Source organism: Frankia umida (assembly GCF_023242945.1).
In the GTDB taxonomy this organism is placed as follows: Bacteria; Actinomycetota; Actinomycetes; order Frankiales; family Frankiaceae; genus Frankia; species Frankia umida.
Map to the genome: position 1 here is coordinate 67,078 of NZ_JALKFT010000020.1, position 17,672 is coordinate 84,749.

Sequence of the window (17,672 nt, forward strand, 5' to 3'; positions counted from 1 at the left end):
TCAGGAAGTCAACTGGACACGCGCAGCAATATCGACTGGAGTCGGTGCTGCCGGTCACATAATTACGGCCGTCCCACTGGCGCATGACACGGCTTGTTGCTACGATTTCCGCAAAGCTGTTGAAATGCTAGCAGGTGCCGGCTGACACGGATCTCGATCGGCACAGGTACGGGCTGACACAGGTAGCCGCTGGTGCAGGTACCGGCCTGTCCTGGCGGTCGCCAGCAGGTGTTCGGTGCGGGGTGGCCCGCGTGCATCCGCCGGCTCTGGTGGCATGTGACAGCGGTGGCGCGTGACAGTGGTGGCAGACGCAGTCCGCGGGCAGTCGCCCGCTGGGAGGAGAAGTCACAGTGGACCAGGGTGCATTCGAGGGCTTACGCGTCGTCGAGCTGGCGCAGTGGGTCTTCGTCCCTGTGGCCGGCGCGCTGTTGGCGGACTGGGGTGCGGACGTCATCCGGGTCGAACGCCCCGAGGGCGACCCGTACCGGGCGCTCGCCACACAGGGCATCGGCTCGGATGCCGGCGGGGTGAACCTCTCGCTGGCGCTGGCCAACCGGGGCAAGCGTTCGGTCGCTCTCGACCTGCGCAACGAGCGGGGCCGCGCCATCCTCGAGCGGCTCCTCGAGACCGCCGACGTGTTCCTGACCAACTTCCGCCCCGGGGCGCTCAAGCGGCTCGGCCTGGATGCCGAGAGCCTCACCGAGCGCTTCCCCCGGCTGGTCTACGCCCGCGGCAACGGCTACGGCTCCCGTGGGCCCGATGCCGGTCTGCCCGGCTACGACTCCTCGGCGTTCTTCGCCCGGGGCGGGCTCGCCCACGTCCTGACCCCCGCCGACCGCGACCAGCCGATCGGCCAGCGCGGCGCGATGGGTGACCGCAACGGGGCGATGGCGCTGGCGTTCGGGATGGCCGCGGCGCTGCTGCGCCGCGAGCGCACCGGCAGGGGCTCGGTCGTCGACGTCTCCCTGCTCGGCATGGCGATGTGGACCCTGTCCTCGGACCTGCTCTCGGCGATGCAGGGCCAGCGGCCACGGGCGATGTCCAGCCGCGAGCAGATGCCCAACCCGCTGGTCAGCAGCTACCGCACCAGCGACGGTCGGCACATCCAGCTGGTGTTCCTGCAGCCGGACCGCTACTGGCCGGACTTCTGCCGCCTGATCGACCGTCCGGACCTGATCGAGGACCCGCGGTTCGTCGATCTCGCCGCCCGCGGGAAGAACCGCACGGAGTGCATCGCGGTGCTGGACGAGGAGTTCGCCAAGCGCACCTACGCCGAGTGGAAGGAGCTGCTCGCGGGGATCGACGCCCCGTGGGCGCCGGTCCAGGCCGTCGAGGAGCTGCTGACCGACCCGCAGGTGCTCGCCAACGACTACATCGGCGAGGTCGACGAGGACGGGTTGAAGTACACCCTGCCGACCGTCCCGGTGCAGTTCGACGAGCTGCCACCCGAGCTGCACCGCGCGCCGGAGCACGGCGAGCACACCGAGTCGGTGCTGCTCGAGCTCGGCTACAGCTGGGAGGACATCTCCGACCTCAAGGACGCGGGAGCGCTGCCGTGACCCCGGCGGGTACCGCGGGCGCCACGGCGCCCGCCGGTGCCGGCACGCCCGCCGCGGAGTTCCCGCGGCCGGTACCGGTGCCGGACGAGCGGTCCGCCCCGTTCTGGGCGGCGGCGGCCAGCCATGTGCTCACGGCGGCCCGCTGCGCCCGGTGCCGGTCACTCGCGATCCCGCCGGACCAGGTGTGCCCGCACTGCGACGCCACCGATCCGGAGTTCGTGTTCGAGCCGGTGAGCGGCCGGGGCCGAATCCGGTCCTGGACGGTCGTCCGGCAGTCGTTCCTGCCGGGCTTCAACGCCGAACTGCCATATCTGCTCGTCGACGTCGAGCTGGACGAGCAGCAGGAGCTACGGATGATCGGGCGGTTACTCGACGGCCCGGACAGCCCCGTGCGGCTGGGAACCCCTGTCCGCGTGGCCTTCGAGGACCTCGCGGACGGCGTCTCGGTCCCCGCCTTCGTCCTCGCGAGCGACCCGGGCAGCACGGGCGGCTCGGACAGCACGGGCGACTCGGGCAGCACGGGCGGCTCGGACCCGCGGGAGGGTGCATGAGCGGCAGACTGACCTCCAGTAACAAGGTCGCCGTCGTCGGCTACGCGCACAGCGTCGTACAACGGCACAACCCGCGTCCGCTGGGCGCGCTGACCGTCGACATCGTCCGGGAGGCGATCGCCGACGCGGGGCTCACCCCGGCGCAGGTCGACGGGATCGTTGCCGCCACCCTGTTCCCGTCCGCCGGTTCGCACACCGTCGAGGACGGCGTGCACACCGTGACCACCAACTGGCTGGCCGAACGCCTGGGCGCCTCGCCTCGCTATGTGGCCGGTTTCCAGGGTGTCGGGCAGGTGTCCGGCTCGGTGGCGCTGGCGGTCAACGCGATCGTCAGCGGGGCCGCCGACCACGTGGTGCTCTACCGGTCGCTGCACAACCCCAGGGGCAGTTACCACGCCAGCTCGACAGACGCCTTCGGCGGCCCGGCCCAGTGGACCGCGCCGACCGGCTACTTCGGTCCGCTGGCGATGATCGCTCTGCCGTACAACGAGTACCTCCAGCGCTACGGCGCGACCCGCGAGGCGATGGCCGCGGTTCTGGTGGAGGCGCGCAAGAACGGCGCGCGGATCCCCTGGTCCTACTGGTACGGCAAGCCGCTGACGGCCGAGCAGTACCTCGCCGCGCCCACCCTCACCGACCCGATCTGCCGCTACGACTGCGACATCCCGGTCGACGGGGTGGCGGCGTTCGTCCTGACCTCGGCGGATCGCGCGGTGGACGGGCCGAACCGGCCGGTGTACGTCTCCGGCTACGCCCACGCCGTGCCGAAGACCAACAACCGGCTGCCGTTGCACTGGCCGCTCGACGACATCATGACCGCCGGTCTCGACACGGCCCGACGGCTGTGGGAGAGCGCCGGGGTGAAGCCGGGCGAGGTCGACCTGCCCCAGATGTACGACGGGTTCTCGCCGTTCGTCTGGTTCTGGCTCGAGTCGCTCGGCCTGTGCCCGGTCGGGGAGGCGCACCGGTTCGTCCAGGACGGACGGATCGACAGCGACCGGCCCGACGCCCTGCCGATCCTGTCCGGTGGCGGCGCGCTCGGTAACGGCCGGATGCACGGCATCCCGCAGATGCTCGAGTGCTACCTGCAGCTGGCCGGCCGAGCCGGCGACCGGCAGCGGGCCAAGGCCACGCTGGCCGTGGCCTGCCAGTCCTCGCCGCACTACGGCGGGGCGGTCGTCTACAGCGCCGATCCCTTCTGACCCCGCCCGAGCGACCCCACCGGGGTCGTCCAGCAGGCACGGTTCACGGCGGGGACGCCGCAATCGTCATCCAGCGAAGGAAAGGGAGAGGCCGGTGGCACTGATACCTCAGACGTCGTCGTACGTCGCCGGGAAGTGGATCGACAGTGGCGATGCCTTCGCCGTGGAGAACCCGGCCGACGAGTCGCGGGTCACCGATGTGGTGAGCGCGCCGGCCGCCGAGTTCGAGCGGGCGATCGTCGCGGCGCGCCAGAGCTTCGACTCCGGTGTGTGGGCGGATCTGGTGCCCCGGGAGCGGGCCCGGATCCTCAACGTGTTCCTCGACGCGATCGTGGCGACCCGTGCGGAGCTGGTCGACACGATCATCGCCGAGGCGGGCCTGCCGCGGTTCTTCACTGAGGGCGTCCAGGTCGACGGAAGTATCACCCTGGGTCGGGAGACGCTCGACCTCTATCTGGCGCTGCCAGAGGAGGACTTCAACCCGGTTCCGGTCAACCAGCTGGTCGCCGGCGGCGCGAAGCTGAGCGTGCGCCGCTACGAACCGGTCGGTGTGGTGTCCGCGATCACCCCGTACAACGCGGCGATCATCATGGGCATCCAGAAGATCATCCCGGCGCTGGCGGCCGGTAACTCGGTGGTGCTGCGGCCGAGCCCGCTCACCCCGATCTCCTCGCTGGTCTTCGGCGCGGCGGCCGAGGCGGCCGGGCTGCCCCCGGGTGTGCTCAGCGTGCTGATCGAGTCGGGTGCGGCCGGCGCGGAACTCATGACCACCCACCCGGCGGTGGACCTGGTGTCGTTCACCGGCTCGACGGCGATCGGCAAGGCGATCCTCGCTCAGGCCGCGTCCACGGTGAAGCATGTGGCGCTCGAACTCGGCGGCAAGTCCGCGCAGATCTATCTACCGGACGCGGTGGACGCCGCCGCCCGCGGTGGCGCGGCTGTGGTCGCGGCGACCGCCGGGCAGGCCTGCGTGGCCGCGACCCGGATGTTCGTCCCGGCCGACCGCAAGGCCGAGGTCGTCGCCGCGGTCAGCGCGACCTACCAGCACCTCAAGGTCGGCGACCCGGCGGTGGCCGGCACGATGATCGGCCCGGTGATCAGCGCCGGGCAGCGCGAGCGGTGCGAGCGGTTCGTCGCCCTCGCCCAGGAGCACGGCGCCACCGTCGCCACCGGTGGACGTCGTCCCGAGGGCCTGGAGCGTGGCTACTACTTCGAACCGACCGTGCTGGACCTGCCGGACAACACCAACCCGGCCGCGCAGGAGGAGATCTTCGGCCCGGTACTCGGCATCATCGGCTACACCGATGTCGACGAGGCGGTCCGGATGGCCAACGACAGCATCTACGGGCTGTCCGGCCAGGTCTACGGCGCCGACGTCGCCGCGGCCACCGCGGTGGCCCGCCGCATCCGCGCGGGCGCCGTCAATGTCAACGCCAATGGGGGGCTGAACGCGTACGCCCCCAGCGGTGGATACAAGCAGAGCGGTCTTGGCCGGGAACGCGGGCCGGACGGCATCCGCGCGTTCCAGGAGATCAAGAACCTCACCGTCGGCTCACTGGGCTGACCAGCTTCGGCCGGCAACCACCCGGGGAACGCTCTGGCCGGCCCGGCCAGAGGACACACTCCGGCCGGGTGACGGCCGAGAAAACAAGGAAGGGAACAAGGAAATGGCATCAGAACTCAACCTGGACTGGCTGATCTCCGTCGACGACCACGTCCTGGAGCCGCCGACGGTGTGGACCGACCGGGTCGCGGCCAAGGACCGCGACCGGGCGCCGCACATGGAGATCGACGACTCCGGCATGGACTACTGGGTCTATGACGGCAAGAAGTTCCCCAGCTCCGGCCTGTCGGCGGTTGTCGGCAAGTCGAAGGAGGAGTTCAGCCCCGAGCCGCTGCCCTACAGCGAGATGCGGCCCGGCTGTTACGACGCCAAGGCCCGGCTCGAGGACATGGACCGCGCGGGCGTGCTGGCCTCGCTGTGCTTCCCGACCATCACCCGGTTCTGCGGGCAGCTGTTCATGGAGGCCAGCGACCGTACCTTCGGGTTCGAGTGCCTGCAGCACTACAACGACTGGATGATCGACGAGTGGTGTGCCGCGGCGCCCGGCCGCTACATCCCGTTGATCCTCATCCCGATGTGGGACCCGCCCCTGGCCGCCAAGGAGATGGAGCGCTGCGCCGCCAAGGGTGCGACCACCTTCGCCTTCTCGGAGAACACCGAGCCGCTCGGCCTGCCGACGATCCACGACGTGAACCACTACTGGGACCCGGTGATGGCCGCGGCCAACGAGCTCGAGATGGTCGTCTCGATGCACGTCGGCTCGTCCTCGCAGCTGCCGGCGATCGCCAAGGACGCGCCGTTCATGGCGAACCTGACCTGGGGTGCCTCGCGGACCTCCGGCACGATGCTGGCCTGGCTGTTCAGCGGCCTGTTCCAGCGGTTCCCGAAGCTGAAGATCGCCCTGTCCGAGGGTGAAGTCGGCTGGATCCCGTACTTCCTCGAGCGCGCCGAGCAGGTCGTCGACAAGCAGCGTCACTGGGTCAAGCGCGGCGGGCGCTTCGACACCCACGCCGGCGCCGGTGACCTCGACCTGGACACGTTCAACGTCCGGGAGACGTTCGCCAACCACGTGTACGGCTGCTTCATCGACGACGCGCACGGCATCGCGAGCATCGGGGAGATCCCCGAGGACAACCTCATGTGCGAGACGGACTACCCGCACTCGGACACGACCTGGCCGGACAGCATCAAGGTCGTGCAGAGCCGGATCCAGCACCTGCCGGACGCGCTCCAGTACAAGATCCTGCGTGGCAACGCCGAGCGGCTCTACCGGTTCACCCCGGCCGAGCCGCCCGTCGCCGCCACTGTCACGAGCGGAGTCTGAGCCGATGGCGGGCCACGTTGTCATCGACCGAGAGCTGTGTCTCGGCAGTGGCATGTGTCTCGTCTACGCGCCGAACACGTTCGCGCATGACGAGCAGAGCAAGGCCGTCATCGTCGACCCGGCGGGCGACTCGGCCGAGGAGATCGACACCGCGGTCGACGCCTGTCCGGTCGGCGCGCTGAGCTGGGCTCCCGGCGACGACACGGGCGGCGCTACTGATGACGTGCCGAGCACGGCAGGTCACGGCTCCACCGCGGGATGACCCGGATGCCGCTGGCGGGCACGGCCGACGAACCGACGGTCGTGCCCGCCAGCGGCGATGTCCCGGTCCAGGCAGCGTCGACGCGGCAGGTGACGAGATGACCCCGGCAACCGAGACAACGACCCTGATCACACATACGAGGCGAGCGGCGAAGTTACGTGAGTGGCTGTCGCCGGAGGTGAGCAGCTGACATGACCACGGCGATCCTGGACCGCGAGCGGATCAAAGCCCTTTTCGACCTGCGCAGCGCCGCCAACGTGTGGACGGGCGGTGACTTCGAAGCCGACCCGTACCCGATCTGGGCGAAGCTACGGGAAGACGCGCCGGTGCACGAGGGCACTCTGCACAAGCTGACCGGCTACCCGGGCGAGGCGATGTTCCAGGGCCTTCCCGAGCCCGACCGCGCGCATTTCACCGCTTTCAGCTACGCGGCCCTCGACGCGGCCTACCGCGATCCCGAGACGTTCGCCTCGTCGGGATCGGCCATCGACCCGACAACCGCCGGGCTCGAGAACAGCATGATTTACATGGGTGGCACCCAGCACCGCCGGTACCGCGGCCTGGTGCAGCCGTCCTTTGTTCCGGCCAAGGCCCAGTGGTGGCTCATCAACTGGATCCAGGAAGCGGTCCAGGAGCTCATCAACAACTTCGTCAATGACGGCCGGGCCGAACTGAACGTCGACTTCTGCGCGGCGATTCCGGTGCTGACGATCACCGGAAGCTTCGGCATCCCGCCGGAGGAGGCCCTGGATCTGCGGGCCGTGCTGCAGGATTCGGCGGCGGTCATCCAGCGGCTGGTCCCGATCGTCGCCGCGCGCCGCGAGGAGCCGAAGGACGACCTGATCTCCATCCTGGTCCAGGCGACCATGCAGGACGAGGACGGCGTCTCCCACCAGCTTTCCGACGGCGAGATCTACGCCTTCGCGCTGCTGCTGCTGCACGCCGGGTCGGGCACGACCTGGAAGCAGATGGGCATCACGCTGGCGAACCTGCTGGCACGTCCCGAGGTGCTCGCGCGGGTCCGCGAGGACCGGGCGCTGCTGCGCCCGGCCATCGAGGAGTCGCTGCGCTGGGTGCCCACGGACCCGATGTTCTCCCGGTACGTCACGAAGGACGTCGAGTTCTTCGGCACCGAACTGCCCAAGGGCGCCGTGCTGCACCTGAACGTGGCCTCGGCGAACCGTGACCCGGCCCGCTGGGACAACCCGGACGAGTTCGACATCACCCGGCAGGCCCGGGCGTCGTTCGCGTTCGGCGGTGGCCCGCACATCTGCCTGGGTATGCATGTGGCGCGCGCCGAGATCCGCGCGGGCGTCTCGGCCCTGCTCGACCGGCTGCCGAACCTGCGCCTGGACCCGGACGCCGAGGCGCCCCGCTTCATCGGTATGTACGAGCGCGGGGTCACCGAGATCCCGGTGCTCTTCGGCTAGGTCCCCGATCAGCCCGCCCACCGACAAGAGGCAGAGATGACGACTGCAGAACCCGGCTACACCGCGCCGGATGCCACCCTGCTCAACGCCGAGCATGTCGCCCGTTACCGTGAGACCAACGGCGAGGTCGGCTACATCTGGAACGGCGTCACGATCCTGCTGCTCACCACGACGGGCCGCAAGTCGGGACAGCCGCGGACCACACCGCTGATCTTCGCCAAGGACGGCGACGACTTCCTGGTGGTGGCCTCCCAGGGCGGTGCGCCCACGCACCCGCTGTGGTTCCTGAACCTGGAGGCCGACCCGAAGGCCGAGGTCCAGGTGCTGGACAAGACCATCCCGGTCCTCGGTCGCGCCGCCTCCGAGCAGGAGAAGCCGCGGCTGTGGGAGATCGTCTCCGCCGCGTGGCCGAACTACCACGTCTACCAGACGCGCACCACGCGGCCGATTCCGGTTGTGGTCCTGACGCCCCGCGGATAGGACGTCACGTCCGCGTTCCGCCTTGTCCCGCCCTCGTCACGCCCGCCGCTGGTGGGCCTGACGAGGGCGGGTTCCGTTGCGGGGGGCGTCCGGGAACGGCTACGTTGGCCAATATCGACATCGATGTCGATGTCATTTGGCAGCCGTCCAACGGCGGAGATCCAATGGCAGGGGTCCGGCAGTGACGAAAGGATCATTTCGGTGACGGTGGGTTACGAGGTTACGGACGGAATCGCCTATCTCTCGTTCAACCGGCCCGACAAGCACAACGCCCTGCGGGACGAGGATGTCCTGGGCCTGATCAGCGCCCTGGAGCGCCTTGACCAGGACGATGACGCGCAGATCGGCATCCTGTTCGGCCAGGGGCGGTCGTTCTCCAGCGGCGGGGACGTGAAGGACCGGCTGCAGCGCTCGATGGAGGAGGGCAGCACCGGCGGCCGGGCGCACGAGCGCGAGGCCTTCCTGAACACCGTGAACTGGAAGCCGGTCATCGCCGCGACGCACGGTTACTGCCTGGGTCATGCGCTGGGGACCGCGTTGTTCTGCGACGCGATCGTCGCCGCGCGCAACACCCTCTTCCAGGTGGTCGAGATCAAGATCGGTCTACCGATGGCCTCGTTCGTCCCCCGGCTCGGCAAGGCGGCGTTCGCCAACGAGGTGTGCCTCACCGGCCGGATGTTCACCGCCGCGGAGGGCCTGGACGCGGGTTTCGTGACCCGTCTGGTCGAGGACGGTGAGCACGTGCGGGAGGCGACGGCGCTGGCCCGCCTGATCCTGGACAACCCGCAGCCCGCCGTACGCGAGCATGTCCGCGTGCGGCGCCTTGTCGCGGCGCAGGACGTGTCCCGCTTCGGGGATCTGTCCGCCACCTTCGTCGACAACTGGACGTCGAACACCGCCGCCCAGGCCGCCGTCGCCGCCCGCACCGCCGGTCTGGCCGCGAAGAGCTGACCGGCCCGCCGCGGGGGCCCGTCCCGCGGGCCCGACTGGCACGTTGACGGAGGGATCGCCGTGGAGTTCCATCTGTACCTGCCGCAGATGCGGTTGACCCCGGACCGGCTCGCCGAGCGGGCACGGGCCGCGGAGGCCGCGGGCTTCGACGGCATCGCCGGGATGGACCATCTGGCCCCACCCCTGGCCGAGGACCAGCCGATGTTCGGTGCGGCCGTCACCAATGCCTGGCTGGCCGCGCAGACCACCCGGCTCACACTCGGCTCGCTGGTGTTGTGTGACGCGTTCCGCCATCCGGTCATGCTCGCCCAGGAGACCGTCAGCCTCGACCACCTGTCCGCCGGGCGCTACGAACTCGGCATCGGCTGGGGGTCACGCGGCGGCGAGTTCACCACCTACGGGGTGACGCCGACCGAACCACGGGCCCGGGTACGCCGGCTCCGGGAGACCCTTGAGATCCTGCGCGCCCTGTGGATGGGCGGTCCGGTCGACTACGACGGCGAGTTCTTCCAGCTGCGCGGTGCCCGACAGGCGCCCGCCCCGCTCGGCCACATTCCGATCACCGTCGGCGGCGCCGGCCCGCGGACGATGGAGCTCGTGGCCGAGTACGCCGACTGGTGGAACGTCCACGTCGGCATCCTCGACCGGTTCGACGAGATGCGCCCGCGTGCCGGCAGGGCCCGGGTGTCCCTGCAGCACATGGTCGCCCTGGTGCACACCGAGGCCGACCGGGAGCGGGTGACCGCGACCGCGACCCGCCGGTTCGGCACCAACGGCGTGGTCGTCGGCTCCCCCGCCGAACTCGTCGACTTCTTCGGTGGCCTGCGTGAGCGGGGTGTCGAACGGGTCTACGCCTGGTTCTGCGACTTCGCCGACCCCGCCACCCTGGCCGCCTTCGGCGCGTCCGTCATCCCCGCGCTGCGCTAGCCGCCCCGCTCCGCGCCAGCCCGCCCACTCCGCGCCGCGCCGCGCCCTGGGCCTGGGTGCACTGCTGTTCGGCCTGCTCCATCGAGGGCAGGGTGACGTCGCTGGCCGTGGCCGTGACCGACAGTCCGGTCGCGTCGGTCTCGGCCGTGGTGATGATCAGATTGAACGGAAGATCACCCAGGGGGATGGGCAGGGCCGCCAGGGCGCCGGCGAGGAAGTCGAGCGGGATGGTGAGGTTCACGATCCCCTTCAGCGAGATCTGACTGGGGACCAGTGTCAGCTGGTTGTTGTGCACCGCGAAGGTGACGATTCCGGCGACCTGCTGCGTTCCCAGCAGCGGGACCTCCACCGTCGCCGAGATCTCCAGCCGACTACCGCCGTCCACCGCGGTGATGTGGATCCTGCCGGTCTGGGTGGCCAGGTAGGTGTTCAGGTCGGCGTAGGTCATCCGTACGGCCGCCCGCATCCGGTCGACCGTGATCTCGCCATCCCCGCCGGTGGCCAGCTTGAGGATCGGAACGTGCACACCCTGCAACCGGGCGCTGATCGCCTCGATCCGCGGCCCGGGTGTCGGCATGTCGGTCAGGGTCATGCCAAGATCGCTGAAGGTCCCGGTGAGCACCTGGGTGAGGAACGGGAAGCCCCCGATGCTGACGTCCCGCACCGTCGGTGGCCGTGTCCCGCAGGGCATGCCGGCCACCACCCCGGAGCGGATCTGCCGGGCCATCTCATGCTCGACCAGCTGGACGCTGACCCGGTCCACCACCACGAACTGCAGGATCAGCGCGATCGGCAACACGATCGACAGCACCCGCCGCCGCGACGCGTGCAGCGTCCAACCTCCCCCGCCGCCCTCGGACGTCCCACCGCCGTTCGTCCCACCGCCGTTCGAGCCGTGACGGCCCAGGCGCGCACCGAGCTGGCCGAGTCGTCCACGCCAGCCACCCTCGACCGCGGTGGGCACGGGCCCGGCGAGGTTCGCCGTCGGAGCTGGTTCGGCGTACCGGCCCGGCGAAGCACCGCCGTAGCCGGCTGGCAGATCATCGCTCGGCTCTGACCACTCGACATCGTCCGATCCAGACCGCCTGGTGTCGCCGGATCGGAGCGGGTGAGTCTCGCCGGGATCCGCCGGCCGGGATTGGTCGTAGCCCCGTGACCAGGGCGGTGGCACGTCCGAAGAACCCGCGGGGTCAGGCGGGTGGTCCCAGGCGTCTCCCGGCGTCCGTGCCTGCCCAGCATCCACGTCCCGCACCCTCCAGCTCTGACGCCCCGCGCTCCGCCCCTCGGATCATCTCTCGGCCCCCGGCGCGGCCGTCGTCACGGCCCCTGGACGCGCAGGGCGAGTGACACCGAAAGCGTCCGCGGCACCACGCGGAGCAAGCCTGCGGCGCACGGGGCGGGCGGCTCCACTCGGGGCGGTCCGGGTACATGATGGATCTCCTCTGGTAGCGGACCAATCACCCGGCGAGCAGCGCGGTGGATGAGCGCCGAGACGCATCAGTGCGGGCGGTCCGCCCAGGTTGACAGTTTCCGGGGAAAGTGATGAAGTTAATCCCGGTTAGCCGTTCCAATTTCAGCCTCCCACGATACCCGAGCCATACTGATGGCACTACGCGTCAGATCTTCGACGCTGCGAAGCCGTGACTGACAGGCATTGCGTCGCGGTCGAACCCTTCATGCGCCGACATAGGTGCCGCCAATTCTGCTGACGATGTGTTCGCAGGGGCCGGGTCACCCTGGGTGCCATACTGAAAGGACACTTCCGTGCCGCACTCGAAGCCGAGTGAACTAAAGCCGGGTCACCTCCGCTGGCCGGTCGCCGGACCATCGTTCAAGTCGGAGCAGTGGGGCGACATGGAAGTCGGCCACACAAAGGTCGAAGAACCCCTTGACTGCACGGACCTCTACAAGATCGGGGGCCTTCCGGGCGGTGTCTGTCAGTGTCCGCACTATGGTTATGTCTTCAGCGGTTCCATCCGCGCGGTCTACCCGGGCTCGGACTGGCCGGATGAGGTCGCGGTGGCCGGCGAGGCCTACTTCTTCCCAGCCGGGCACGTCCTGATCTACCCGGAGCCGACGGAGATCCTCGAGCTGAACCCGGCCGCCGCGCTGGTCTCCTGCATGGAGGCGATGCAGCGGGCCCTCGATCGGGGCGCGTTCGACCAGCCCGTCGAGGAGCCCGCGGCGGCGAGCTGACATCCCTGGTTCGTCAGGCCGGCGCTTCGGCCGGCCGCGGAGGCATCAGCGCTCTCCCGCGGCCGGCCGAGTCCGGCCCCCGTACCACCGTTCCCGATGTTCAGAGGACGACGACGGAGCGGAGCACGTCGCCGGTGTGCATTTTCGCGAACGCGGCCTCGACCCCGTCCAGGGGGATCTCCTCGGTGACGAACGCGTCGAGGTCGAGGCGTCCCTGCTGGTAGAGATCGACGAGCAGGGGGAAGTCCCGCGAGGGCAGGCAGTCGCCGTACCAGGAGGATTTCAGCGCGCCGCCGCGGCCGAACACGTCGAGCAGCGGCAGTTCCAGGGTCATCTCGGGGGTGGGGACGCCGACGAGGACGACCGTGCCGGCCAGGTCGCGGGCGTAGAACGCCTGTTTGTAGGTTTCGGGGCGGCCGACGGCCTCGATGACGACGTCGGCGCCGAACCCGCCGGTGAGTTCCTGGATGGCGGCGACCGGGTCGGTCTCCTTCGCGTTCACCGTGTGGGTGGCGCCGAAGCCCCTGGCCCATTCCAGCTTGCGCGGATCGGTGTCCACCGCGATGATCTTCGCCGCGCCGGCGAGACGCGCCCCGGCGACGGCACCGTCCCCGACTCCGCCGCAGCCGATCACGGCGACCGAGTCGCCCCGGCCGACCTGCCCGGTGTTGATCGCCGCGCCGAGGCCGGCCATCACCCCGCAGCCGAGCAGACCGACGGCCGCCGGACGCGCGCTCGGGTCGACCTTGGTGCACTGGCCGGCGTGCACGAGTGTCTTCTCGATGAACGCGCCGATGCCGAGCGCGGGGGCCAGCGGCGTGCCGTCGGTGAGGGTCATCGGCTGGGTCGCGTTGTGGGTGTTGAAGCAGTACCAGGGCCGGCCGCGCAGACAGGCCCGACAGGTGCCGCAGACCGCCCGCCAGTTGAGGATGACGAAGTCGCCGGGCGCGACGTCGGTGACGCCGGCGCCGACGGTCTCGACGATCCCGGCCGCCTCGTGGCCGAGCAGGAACGGGAAGTCGTCGTTGATGCCGCCCTCGCGGTAGTGCAGGTCGGTGTGGCACACCCCGCAGGTCTGCACCCGGACCACCGCCTCCCCCGGGCCGGGATCGGGCACCCGGATCGTGGTCACCTCGACCGGCGCCCCCTTACCCCGGGCGATCACCCCACGGACTTCCTGCACGGTCGTCTCCTCTCGACGCTGAGATCACGCATCCACCTGCTCGGCGCACCACGCGAGCCACCGAGATCTCCACGCCACCCGACCGCGCCAGCTACCCGACTACCCGGCTGTTCCGGCTCCGGCGTCCGGGCCGGGCACGGATCTGGTCTCGGTGGCGTTCGGTGGGCCGGCGGCGGTGAAGGTGGTGCCGGGTGGGTCGATGGCCCAGGCGGGGGCCTCGCCCCAGGTCTCACCGTAGACGAGTTCGGCCAACGGCCGGCGCCGTACCGGGCCGTGCTGCCCGGCGGGCCGGCCGAGGGTGATCGCGCCGGCGATGACGGTGCCCTCGGGCACGTCGAGCAGCGCGCGTAGCTCGGCATCGACGGCGAGGCCGAAGCCGGTGAGCGCTCCCCCGTAGCCCAGCGCGCGTGCCGCGAGCAGCAGGTTCTGGCACGCCGGATACACCGAGGCGCCTTCCATCAGCGTCGGCTCCCGGTAGCGGACCAGACAGGGCAGGATCAGGACCGGTACCTGTTCGAAGGTGTCGACGTAGTGCCGCATGGTCCGCGCCAGCCGGGCCCGGGGCGATGCGGGTTCGGCGTCGGCCCGGTCGTAGCCGTCGGTGTGCTGCTTGGTCTGCCAGATCCGGCGGGCCGCGTCACCGACGAGCCGTTTGGCGGCGTCGGCGTTCGGGCCGTCGGCCAGCACGACGAACCGGAACGGCTGCCGGTTGGATCCGCTCGGCGCGCGGGTGGCCGCGAACAGGATCGCCCGCAGCGCCTCGGCCGGCACCGGTTCGTCCCGGTAGCGGCGGATCGCCCGGGTGGTGGTGAGCCCGGCGAGCAACCCCACCGTGTCGGCCGGTAGCCCCGCCTCGAGCGGGGACGGCCCGCCCGATGCGGCGGACTCGAGGGTGTCGGCGGCGGGTTCGAGGGTGTCGGCGGCGGTGGCGAGCAGGCCGAGGTGGGTGCCGGCGGCGGCGGCGAGTTCCTTCGCGGTGGCCACGTCCTTGGTGATGTACCGGCCTGCGGCGGCGTGCAGGCCGGCGGACGAACCGGCGGCGCGCACCGTGCCGAGGGCGTAGCTGGCGCCGCTGCAGTGGCCGATCGCCTCGAGCGCGCGGGCGGGATCGATCCCGAGCTCTCCGGCGAGCCGCTCGGCCTCGGCGACCAGGGCGACGTTCGCGCCGAACAGGGCGTTGTTGACCAGTTTGACCCGCTGCCCGTCGCCAAGCCCGCCGACGTGCAGGATCGGCGACGCGTAACTGGCGAGCACCGGGCGGACCCGCTCGAGGACGGCCGCCTCCCCGCCGACCAGCAGGGTGATGCGGCCGGCCGCCGCGTCCGCCGGGCCGCCACTGAACGCGGCGTCGAGCACGCTGACCCCGCGGGCCTGGCCCACCCGTGCGAGCTCCGTCGGGGTCTCGGGGCTGCAGGTGGTGTGAACGACCAGGGTGCTGCCCGCGGGCAGCGTGGCGAGCAGACCATCGTCGCCCCCGCACACCTCGTGGACCTGCGCGTCGCTGAAGACGCAGACCACGGCCACGTCAAGGGCGGCGCCGAGCTCCGCGGGCGACGCGACGCTGGTGGCCCCGCAGACGGCCACCTCCCGGGCCACCTCGGGCCGGCGGGCGTGGAACGACACCTCATGCCCAGCCCGAACCACCTGCTCCAGCATGGGCCGACCCACGCTGCCGACACCTACGAAGCCGACCCTCAACCCACGCTCCCGATCCGCCGGTGACCGCCCACGCACCATCCTGCGCCCGGTGCACCGCCTCGCGAAAGCGGTTCAGACCGCCTGGGCCAGCGTGGGGCCCCGCCGACCCGCGCGCTCCCGCCGGCGGGCGAGAAGCGCGTCGGCCAGGGCATCGGCCCGTTCCATGTCATCGAGCGTGGCGCGGGAACGGCCCTCGACCGTGAGGATGGCGGCCAGCAGCTCCGCGGACAACCTCGTGCGCCCGGCCACCCGGGCCACGCTGGGCGGCAGAACGCCCGCGGCGGGCTGGGCCGCTTCGAGGCCGTCGCCGGTTTCGGCCCGCTGGGCGGGTACCTGCTCGCCAGAACCAGCCTGACCCTCGGACCCGCCCCGGGGACGCGCCCGGACCGCGAACACATCACGAACGCCGAAGGCACGCGCCGCGGAGGCCCGACTTCCGGGCGCACGGCTGTGAACGACACGAGATCCGGAGGCATCGAACATACATTCGATAATGCCCGGTGGGAGATCGTCCTGTCAAGGACGCCGACGCGGACCCGAGCCGTGCCGGGTCAGGGTCGTCCGGTGGCGCCGGGCAGGACAGTCGTCGAGGCGCCGGCGGAGGCCGGATCGGCGCCGGGCAGCAGCTGGCCGACGGCGCTGGCCATCGGGTGCGACGCCCCCCAGATCCGCACGATGTCGGCGAGCAGCGCGGCCAGCGTCTCGCCGGCGGCGACGCGCTGGCCGGCACCGAGCTGCAACAGCCCGATCTGACGACGCAGCTCGAGCACCCGGGGGTCGTCCACGCCGAACTCGCGTTCCTGGTCCGGCCGCAGGGCACCCAGCTGCGCCAGTGCCCGCTCGACGTCACCGGTCATCGCTCGGCAGGTCGCCTCCCGCAGGCGGACGTGTAGCAGCCGCTCGCTGTCCCGGTCATCGCGGCGGGTCAGTTCGTCGACGAGCTGTGCGTAGCCTCGGGCGGCGCGGTGAAAGTCGCCCCCGTCGAACAGGATGTCGGCGAGCTCCAGACGCAGCGCGAGCACGTCGGCACCGGCCACCGAGGTGGCCCGCGCGGCCCGGTCGACCGCGTCGGCCAGCACGGCGGCGGCCTGGCTGTAGCGGGAGGCACGGGCGAGCCCGCGTGCCTCGTCCCGGGCCTGACGCAGCTCGGCGCGGCTGACCTCACCGGCGCTCCCGCCCTCGCGCGCGGCGGGCACCACCGGCATCGTCGGCCCGGCCGTCGTGGCTGGCCCGACGGTCACCGACGCCCCCACCGGACCGGACGGGCCAACCAGGCCAACCGGACCGGACGCCGGTGGCGAGGTGGCCGAGCCCGGTGCGTCGCAAGGCCGGGCTGGATCGGTCCGCGCGCCGGCGACAGCCGGCCCACCAGCACCGGCCGGCACCACCGGCGGGGGTGCGGGTGCGGTGTCCGGATGCACCTGGGCGGTGATGCGGGCGTAGGTCCGTACGGGATTGTTCGGCTCGGGGTCGATGACGCCGGGCAGCGGTTCGAGACCCGTGGCGATGCGGGCCAGCACCTCGTACACCGCCTCCACCCGCGCGGGACGATCCCGCGGCGCCTTGTGCAGCAGGTCGGCGACAAGCTGGTCGAGCTCTGCGGGCACGCCCGAGCGCAGGCTGGCGACCCGGGTGGGTATCTCCTCCACCTGACGGTGCATCACCGAGTAGGACGACGGACCGCCGAACAGCCGCCGGCCGGTGAGCATCTCGAACAGCGTGGCGCCGAGGGCGTACAGGTCGGTGGCCGGGGTGCTGAGCCCGGCGAGGACCTGTTCGGGCGCCATGTAGGCGGGGGTACCCAGATGCTGCCCGGTCAGGGTGATCTTCGAGAGGTCGGCCCGGTCGAGCCCGACGGCGAGGCCGAAGTCGAGGACCTTCACGGTGCCGTCCGGTTCGAGCATCAGGTTCGCCGGCTTGAGATCACGGTGGACGAGCGAGGCCCGGTGCGCGACGGTCAGCACGGAGGCGACCTGCGCGCCGATCGCGGCCGCCCATCCGATCGGCAGGGCCCCGGCCTCGGCGACCAGATCCGCGACGCTGATGCCATGCACCCGCTGCATGACCAGATAGGGACGCCCGTCGTGCATGCCCGCGTCATAGACCGCCGGGACCCCGGGATGCACGAGCCGGGCGGTGATCCGTGACTCGCGGACGAATCGGCGCACCAGATCCTGATCGGTCTGGCCATCGGGAAAGCGGACGAACTTGACCGCGATCTCCCGGTCGAGTTTCACATCCCGGCCCGTCCAGACCTCGCCCATTCCGCCTTTGGCCAGCGGTAGCGCGTCCAGCTCGTACCGCCGGTCGATCAGCCGACGTTGACTCATCGGATCAACCCCCAC

16 protein-coding genes are annotated in these 17,672 nt (G+C 71.0%); 11 read left to right on the plus strand and 5 right to left on the minus strand.

The window, feature by feature from the left end:
* The first annotated feature begins 350 nt into the window (after positions 1 to 350).
* The 10 genes from MXD59_RS18385 to MXD59_RS18430 all read left to right on the plus strand — a co-directional run bounded on the left by MXD59_RS18385 (position 351) and on the right by MXD59_RS18430 (position 10,250).
* Positions 351 to 1,559 (plus strand): CaiB/BaiF CoA transferase family protein, encoded by a 1,209-nt coding sequence (locus MXD59_RS18385; RefSeq protein ID WP_248825916.1) that lies wholly within the window; start codon positions 351 to 353, stop codon positions 1,557 to 1,559.
* Positions 1,556 to 2,110: a Zn-ribbon domain-containing OB-fold protein gene (locus MXD59_RS18390; RefSeq protein WP_248825917.1), complete on the plus strand. Its 555-nt coding sequence runs from the start codon at positions 1,556 to 1,558 to the stop codon at positions 2,108 to 2,110. Before MXD59_RS18385 ends, MXD59_RS18390 begins: the two co-directional genes overlap by 4 nt.
* Positions 2,107 to 3,312, plus strand: a complete 1,206-nt coding sequence (locus tag MXD59_RS18395; protein ID WP_248825918.1) for a thiolase family protein — start codon at positions 2,107 to 2,109, stop codon at positions 3,310 to 3,312. Before MXD59_RS18390 ends, MXD59_RS18395 begins: the two co-directional genes overlap by 4 nt.
* A gap of 94 nt (positions 3,313 to 3,406) precedes the next feature.
* Positions 3,407 to 4,876: an aldehyde dehydrogenase family protein gene (locus MXD59_RS18400; RefSeq protein ID WP_248825919.1), complete on the plus strand. Its 1,470-nt coding sequence runs from the start codon at positions 3,407 to 3,409 to the stop codon at positions 4,874 to 4,876.
* A gap of 103 nt (positions 4,877 to 4,979) precedes the next feature.
* Complete coding sequence (locus tag MXD59_RS18405; RefSeq protein WP_163548067.1) at positions 4,980 to 6,200, plus strand: amidohydrolase family protein; 1,221 nt, start codon at positions 4,980 to 4,982, stop codon at positions 6,198 to 6,200.
* Between the two features lie 4 nt (positions 6,201 to 6,204).
* The gene (locus MXD59_RS18410) at positions 6,205 to 6,462 is read left to right on the plus strand and encodes a ferredoxin (RefSeq protein WP_248825920.1); all 258 of its coding nucleotides are present in this window, start codon (positions 6,205 to 6,207) and stop codon (positions 6,460 to 6,462) included.
* Positions 6,463 to 6,653: 191 nt separating this feature from the next.
* On the plus strand, positions 6,654 to 7,892 hold the full coding sequence (locus MXD59_RS18415) for a cytochrome P450 (RefSeq protein ID WP_248825921.1): 1,239 nt from the start codon (positions 6,654 to 6,656) through the stop codon (positions 7,890 to 7,892).
* 36 nt (positions 7,893 to 7,928) lie between these two features.
* The gene (locus tag MXD59_RS18420; protein ID WP_248825922.1) at positions 7,929 to 8,372 is read left to right on the plus strand and encodes a nitroreductase family deazaflavin-dependent oxidoreductase; all 444 of its coding nucleotides are present in this window, start codon (positions 7,929 to 7,931) and stop codon (positions 8,370 to 8,372) included.
* Between the two features lie 201 nt (positions 8,373 to 8,573).
* The gene (locus MXD59_RS18425) at positions 8,574 to 9,323 is read left to right on the plus strand and encodes an enoyl-CoA hydratase/isomerase family protein (RefSeq protein ID WP_248825923.1); all 750 of its coding nucleotides are present in this window, start codon (positions 8,574 to 8,576) and stop codon (positions 9,321 to 9,323) included.
* 60 nt (positions 9,324 to 9,383) lie between these two features.
* Complete coding sequence (locus MXD59_RS18430) at positions 9,384 to 10,250, plus strand: LLM class flavin-dependent oxidoreductase (protein WP_248813486.1); 867 nt, start codon at positions 9,384 to 9,386, stop codon at positions 10,248 to 10,250.
* Here the strand turns inward: MXD59_RS18430 and MXD59_RS18435 are convergent.
* Positions 10,231 to 11,214 carry an LmeA family phospholipid-binding protein gene (locus tag MXD59_RS18435; RefSeq protein WP_248825924.1) on the minus strand — a complete coding sequence of 328 codons (984 nt, stop codon included), beginning with the start codon at positions 11,212 to 11,214 and terminating at the stop codon, positions 10,231 to 10,233. The two genes, MXD59_RS18430 and MXD59_RS18435, sit on opposite strands and share 20 nt — an antisense overlap.
* Before the next feature lie 890 nt (positions 11,215 to 12,104).
* On the opposite strand from MXD59_RS18435, the gene MXD59_RS18440 reads away from it, so the two are divergent.
* Complete coding sequence (locus MXD59_RS18440; protein WP_248825925.1) at positions 12,105 to 12,446, plus strand: cupin domain-containing protein; 342 nt, start codon at positions 12,105 to 12,107, stop codon at positions 12,444 to 12,446.
* Positions 12,447 to 12,546: 100 nt separating this feature from the next.
* On the opposite strand, the gene MXD59_RS18445 is transcribed toward MXD59_RS18440, so the two are convergent.
* The 4 genes from MXD59_RS18445 to MXD59_RS18465 all read right to left on the minus strand — a co-directional run bounded on the left by MXD59_RS18445 (position 12,547) and on the right by MXD59_RS18465 (position 17,657).
* Positions 12,547 to 13,629, minus strand: coding sequence for an S-(hydroxymethyl)mycothiol dehydrogenase (locus tag MXD59_RS18445; RefSeq protein WP_248813481.1), 1,083 nt, complete (start codon positions 13,627 to 13,629; stop codon positions 12,547 to 12,549).
* Positions 13,630 to 13,728: 99 nt separating this feature from the next.
* Positions 13,729 to 15,366 carry an NAD(P)-binding domain-containing protein gene (locus MXD59_RS26565; protein WP_283097108.1) on the minus strand — a complete coding sequence of 546 codons (1,638 nt, stop codon included), beginning with the start codon at positions 15,364 to 15,366 and terminating at the stop codon, positions 13,729 to 13,731.
* A 33-nt stretch (positions 15,367 to 15,399) separates the two neighbouring features.
* Entirely contained in the window at positions 15,400 to 15,723 is a 324-nt protein-coding gene (locus MXD59_RS18460; protein ID WP_248825926.1) for a hypothetical protein, read from the minus strand.
* Positions 15,724 to 15,878: 155 nt separating this feature from the next.
* On the minus strand, positions 15,879 to 17,657 hold the full coding sequence (locus MXD59_RS18465) for a serine/threonine-protein kinase (protein ID WP_248825927.1): 1,779 nt from the start codon (positions 17,655 to 17,657) through the stop codon (positions 15,879 to 15,881).
* Positions 17,658 to 17,672: the final 15 nt, after the last annotated feature.

Excerpts from the sequence above, each read along its gene's own strand:
- MXD59_RS18395 (WP_248825918.1), top strand. The coding sequence starts at position 2,107 with ATGAGCGGCAGACTGACCTCCAGTAACAAGGTCGCCGTCGTCGGCTAC.
- MXD59_RS18405 (WP_163548067.1), top strand. The coding sequence starts at position 4,980 with ATGGCATCAGAACTCAACCTGGACTGGCTGATCTCCGTCGACGACCAC.
- MXD59_RS18410 (WP_248825920.1), top strand. The coding sequence starts at position 6,205 with ATGGCGGGCCACGTTGTCATCGACCGAGAGCTGTGTCTCGGCAGTGGC.
- MXD59_RS18415 (WP_248825921.1), top strand. The coding sequence starts at position 6,654 with ATGACCACGGCGATCCTGGACCGCGAGCGGATCAAAGCCCTTTTCGAC.
- MXD59_RS18420 (WP_248825922.1), top strand. The coding sequence starts at position 7,929 with ATGACGACTGCAGAACCCGGCTACACCGCGCCGGATGCCACCCTGCTC.
- MXD59_RS18440 (WP_248825925.1), top strand. The coding sequence starts at position 12,105 with ATGGAAGTCGGCCACACAAAGGTCGAAGAACCCCTTGACTGCACGGAC.
- MXD59_RS26565 (WP_283097108.1), bottom strand. The coding sequence starts at position 15,366 with ATGGTGCGTGGGCGGTCACCGGCGGATCGGGAGCGTGGGTTGAGGGTC.
- MXD59_RS18465 (WP_248825927.1), bottom strand. The coding sequence starts at position 17,657 with ATGAGTCAACGTCGGCTGATCGACCGGCGGTACGAGCTGGACGCGCTA.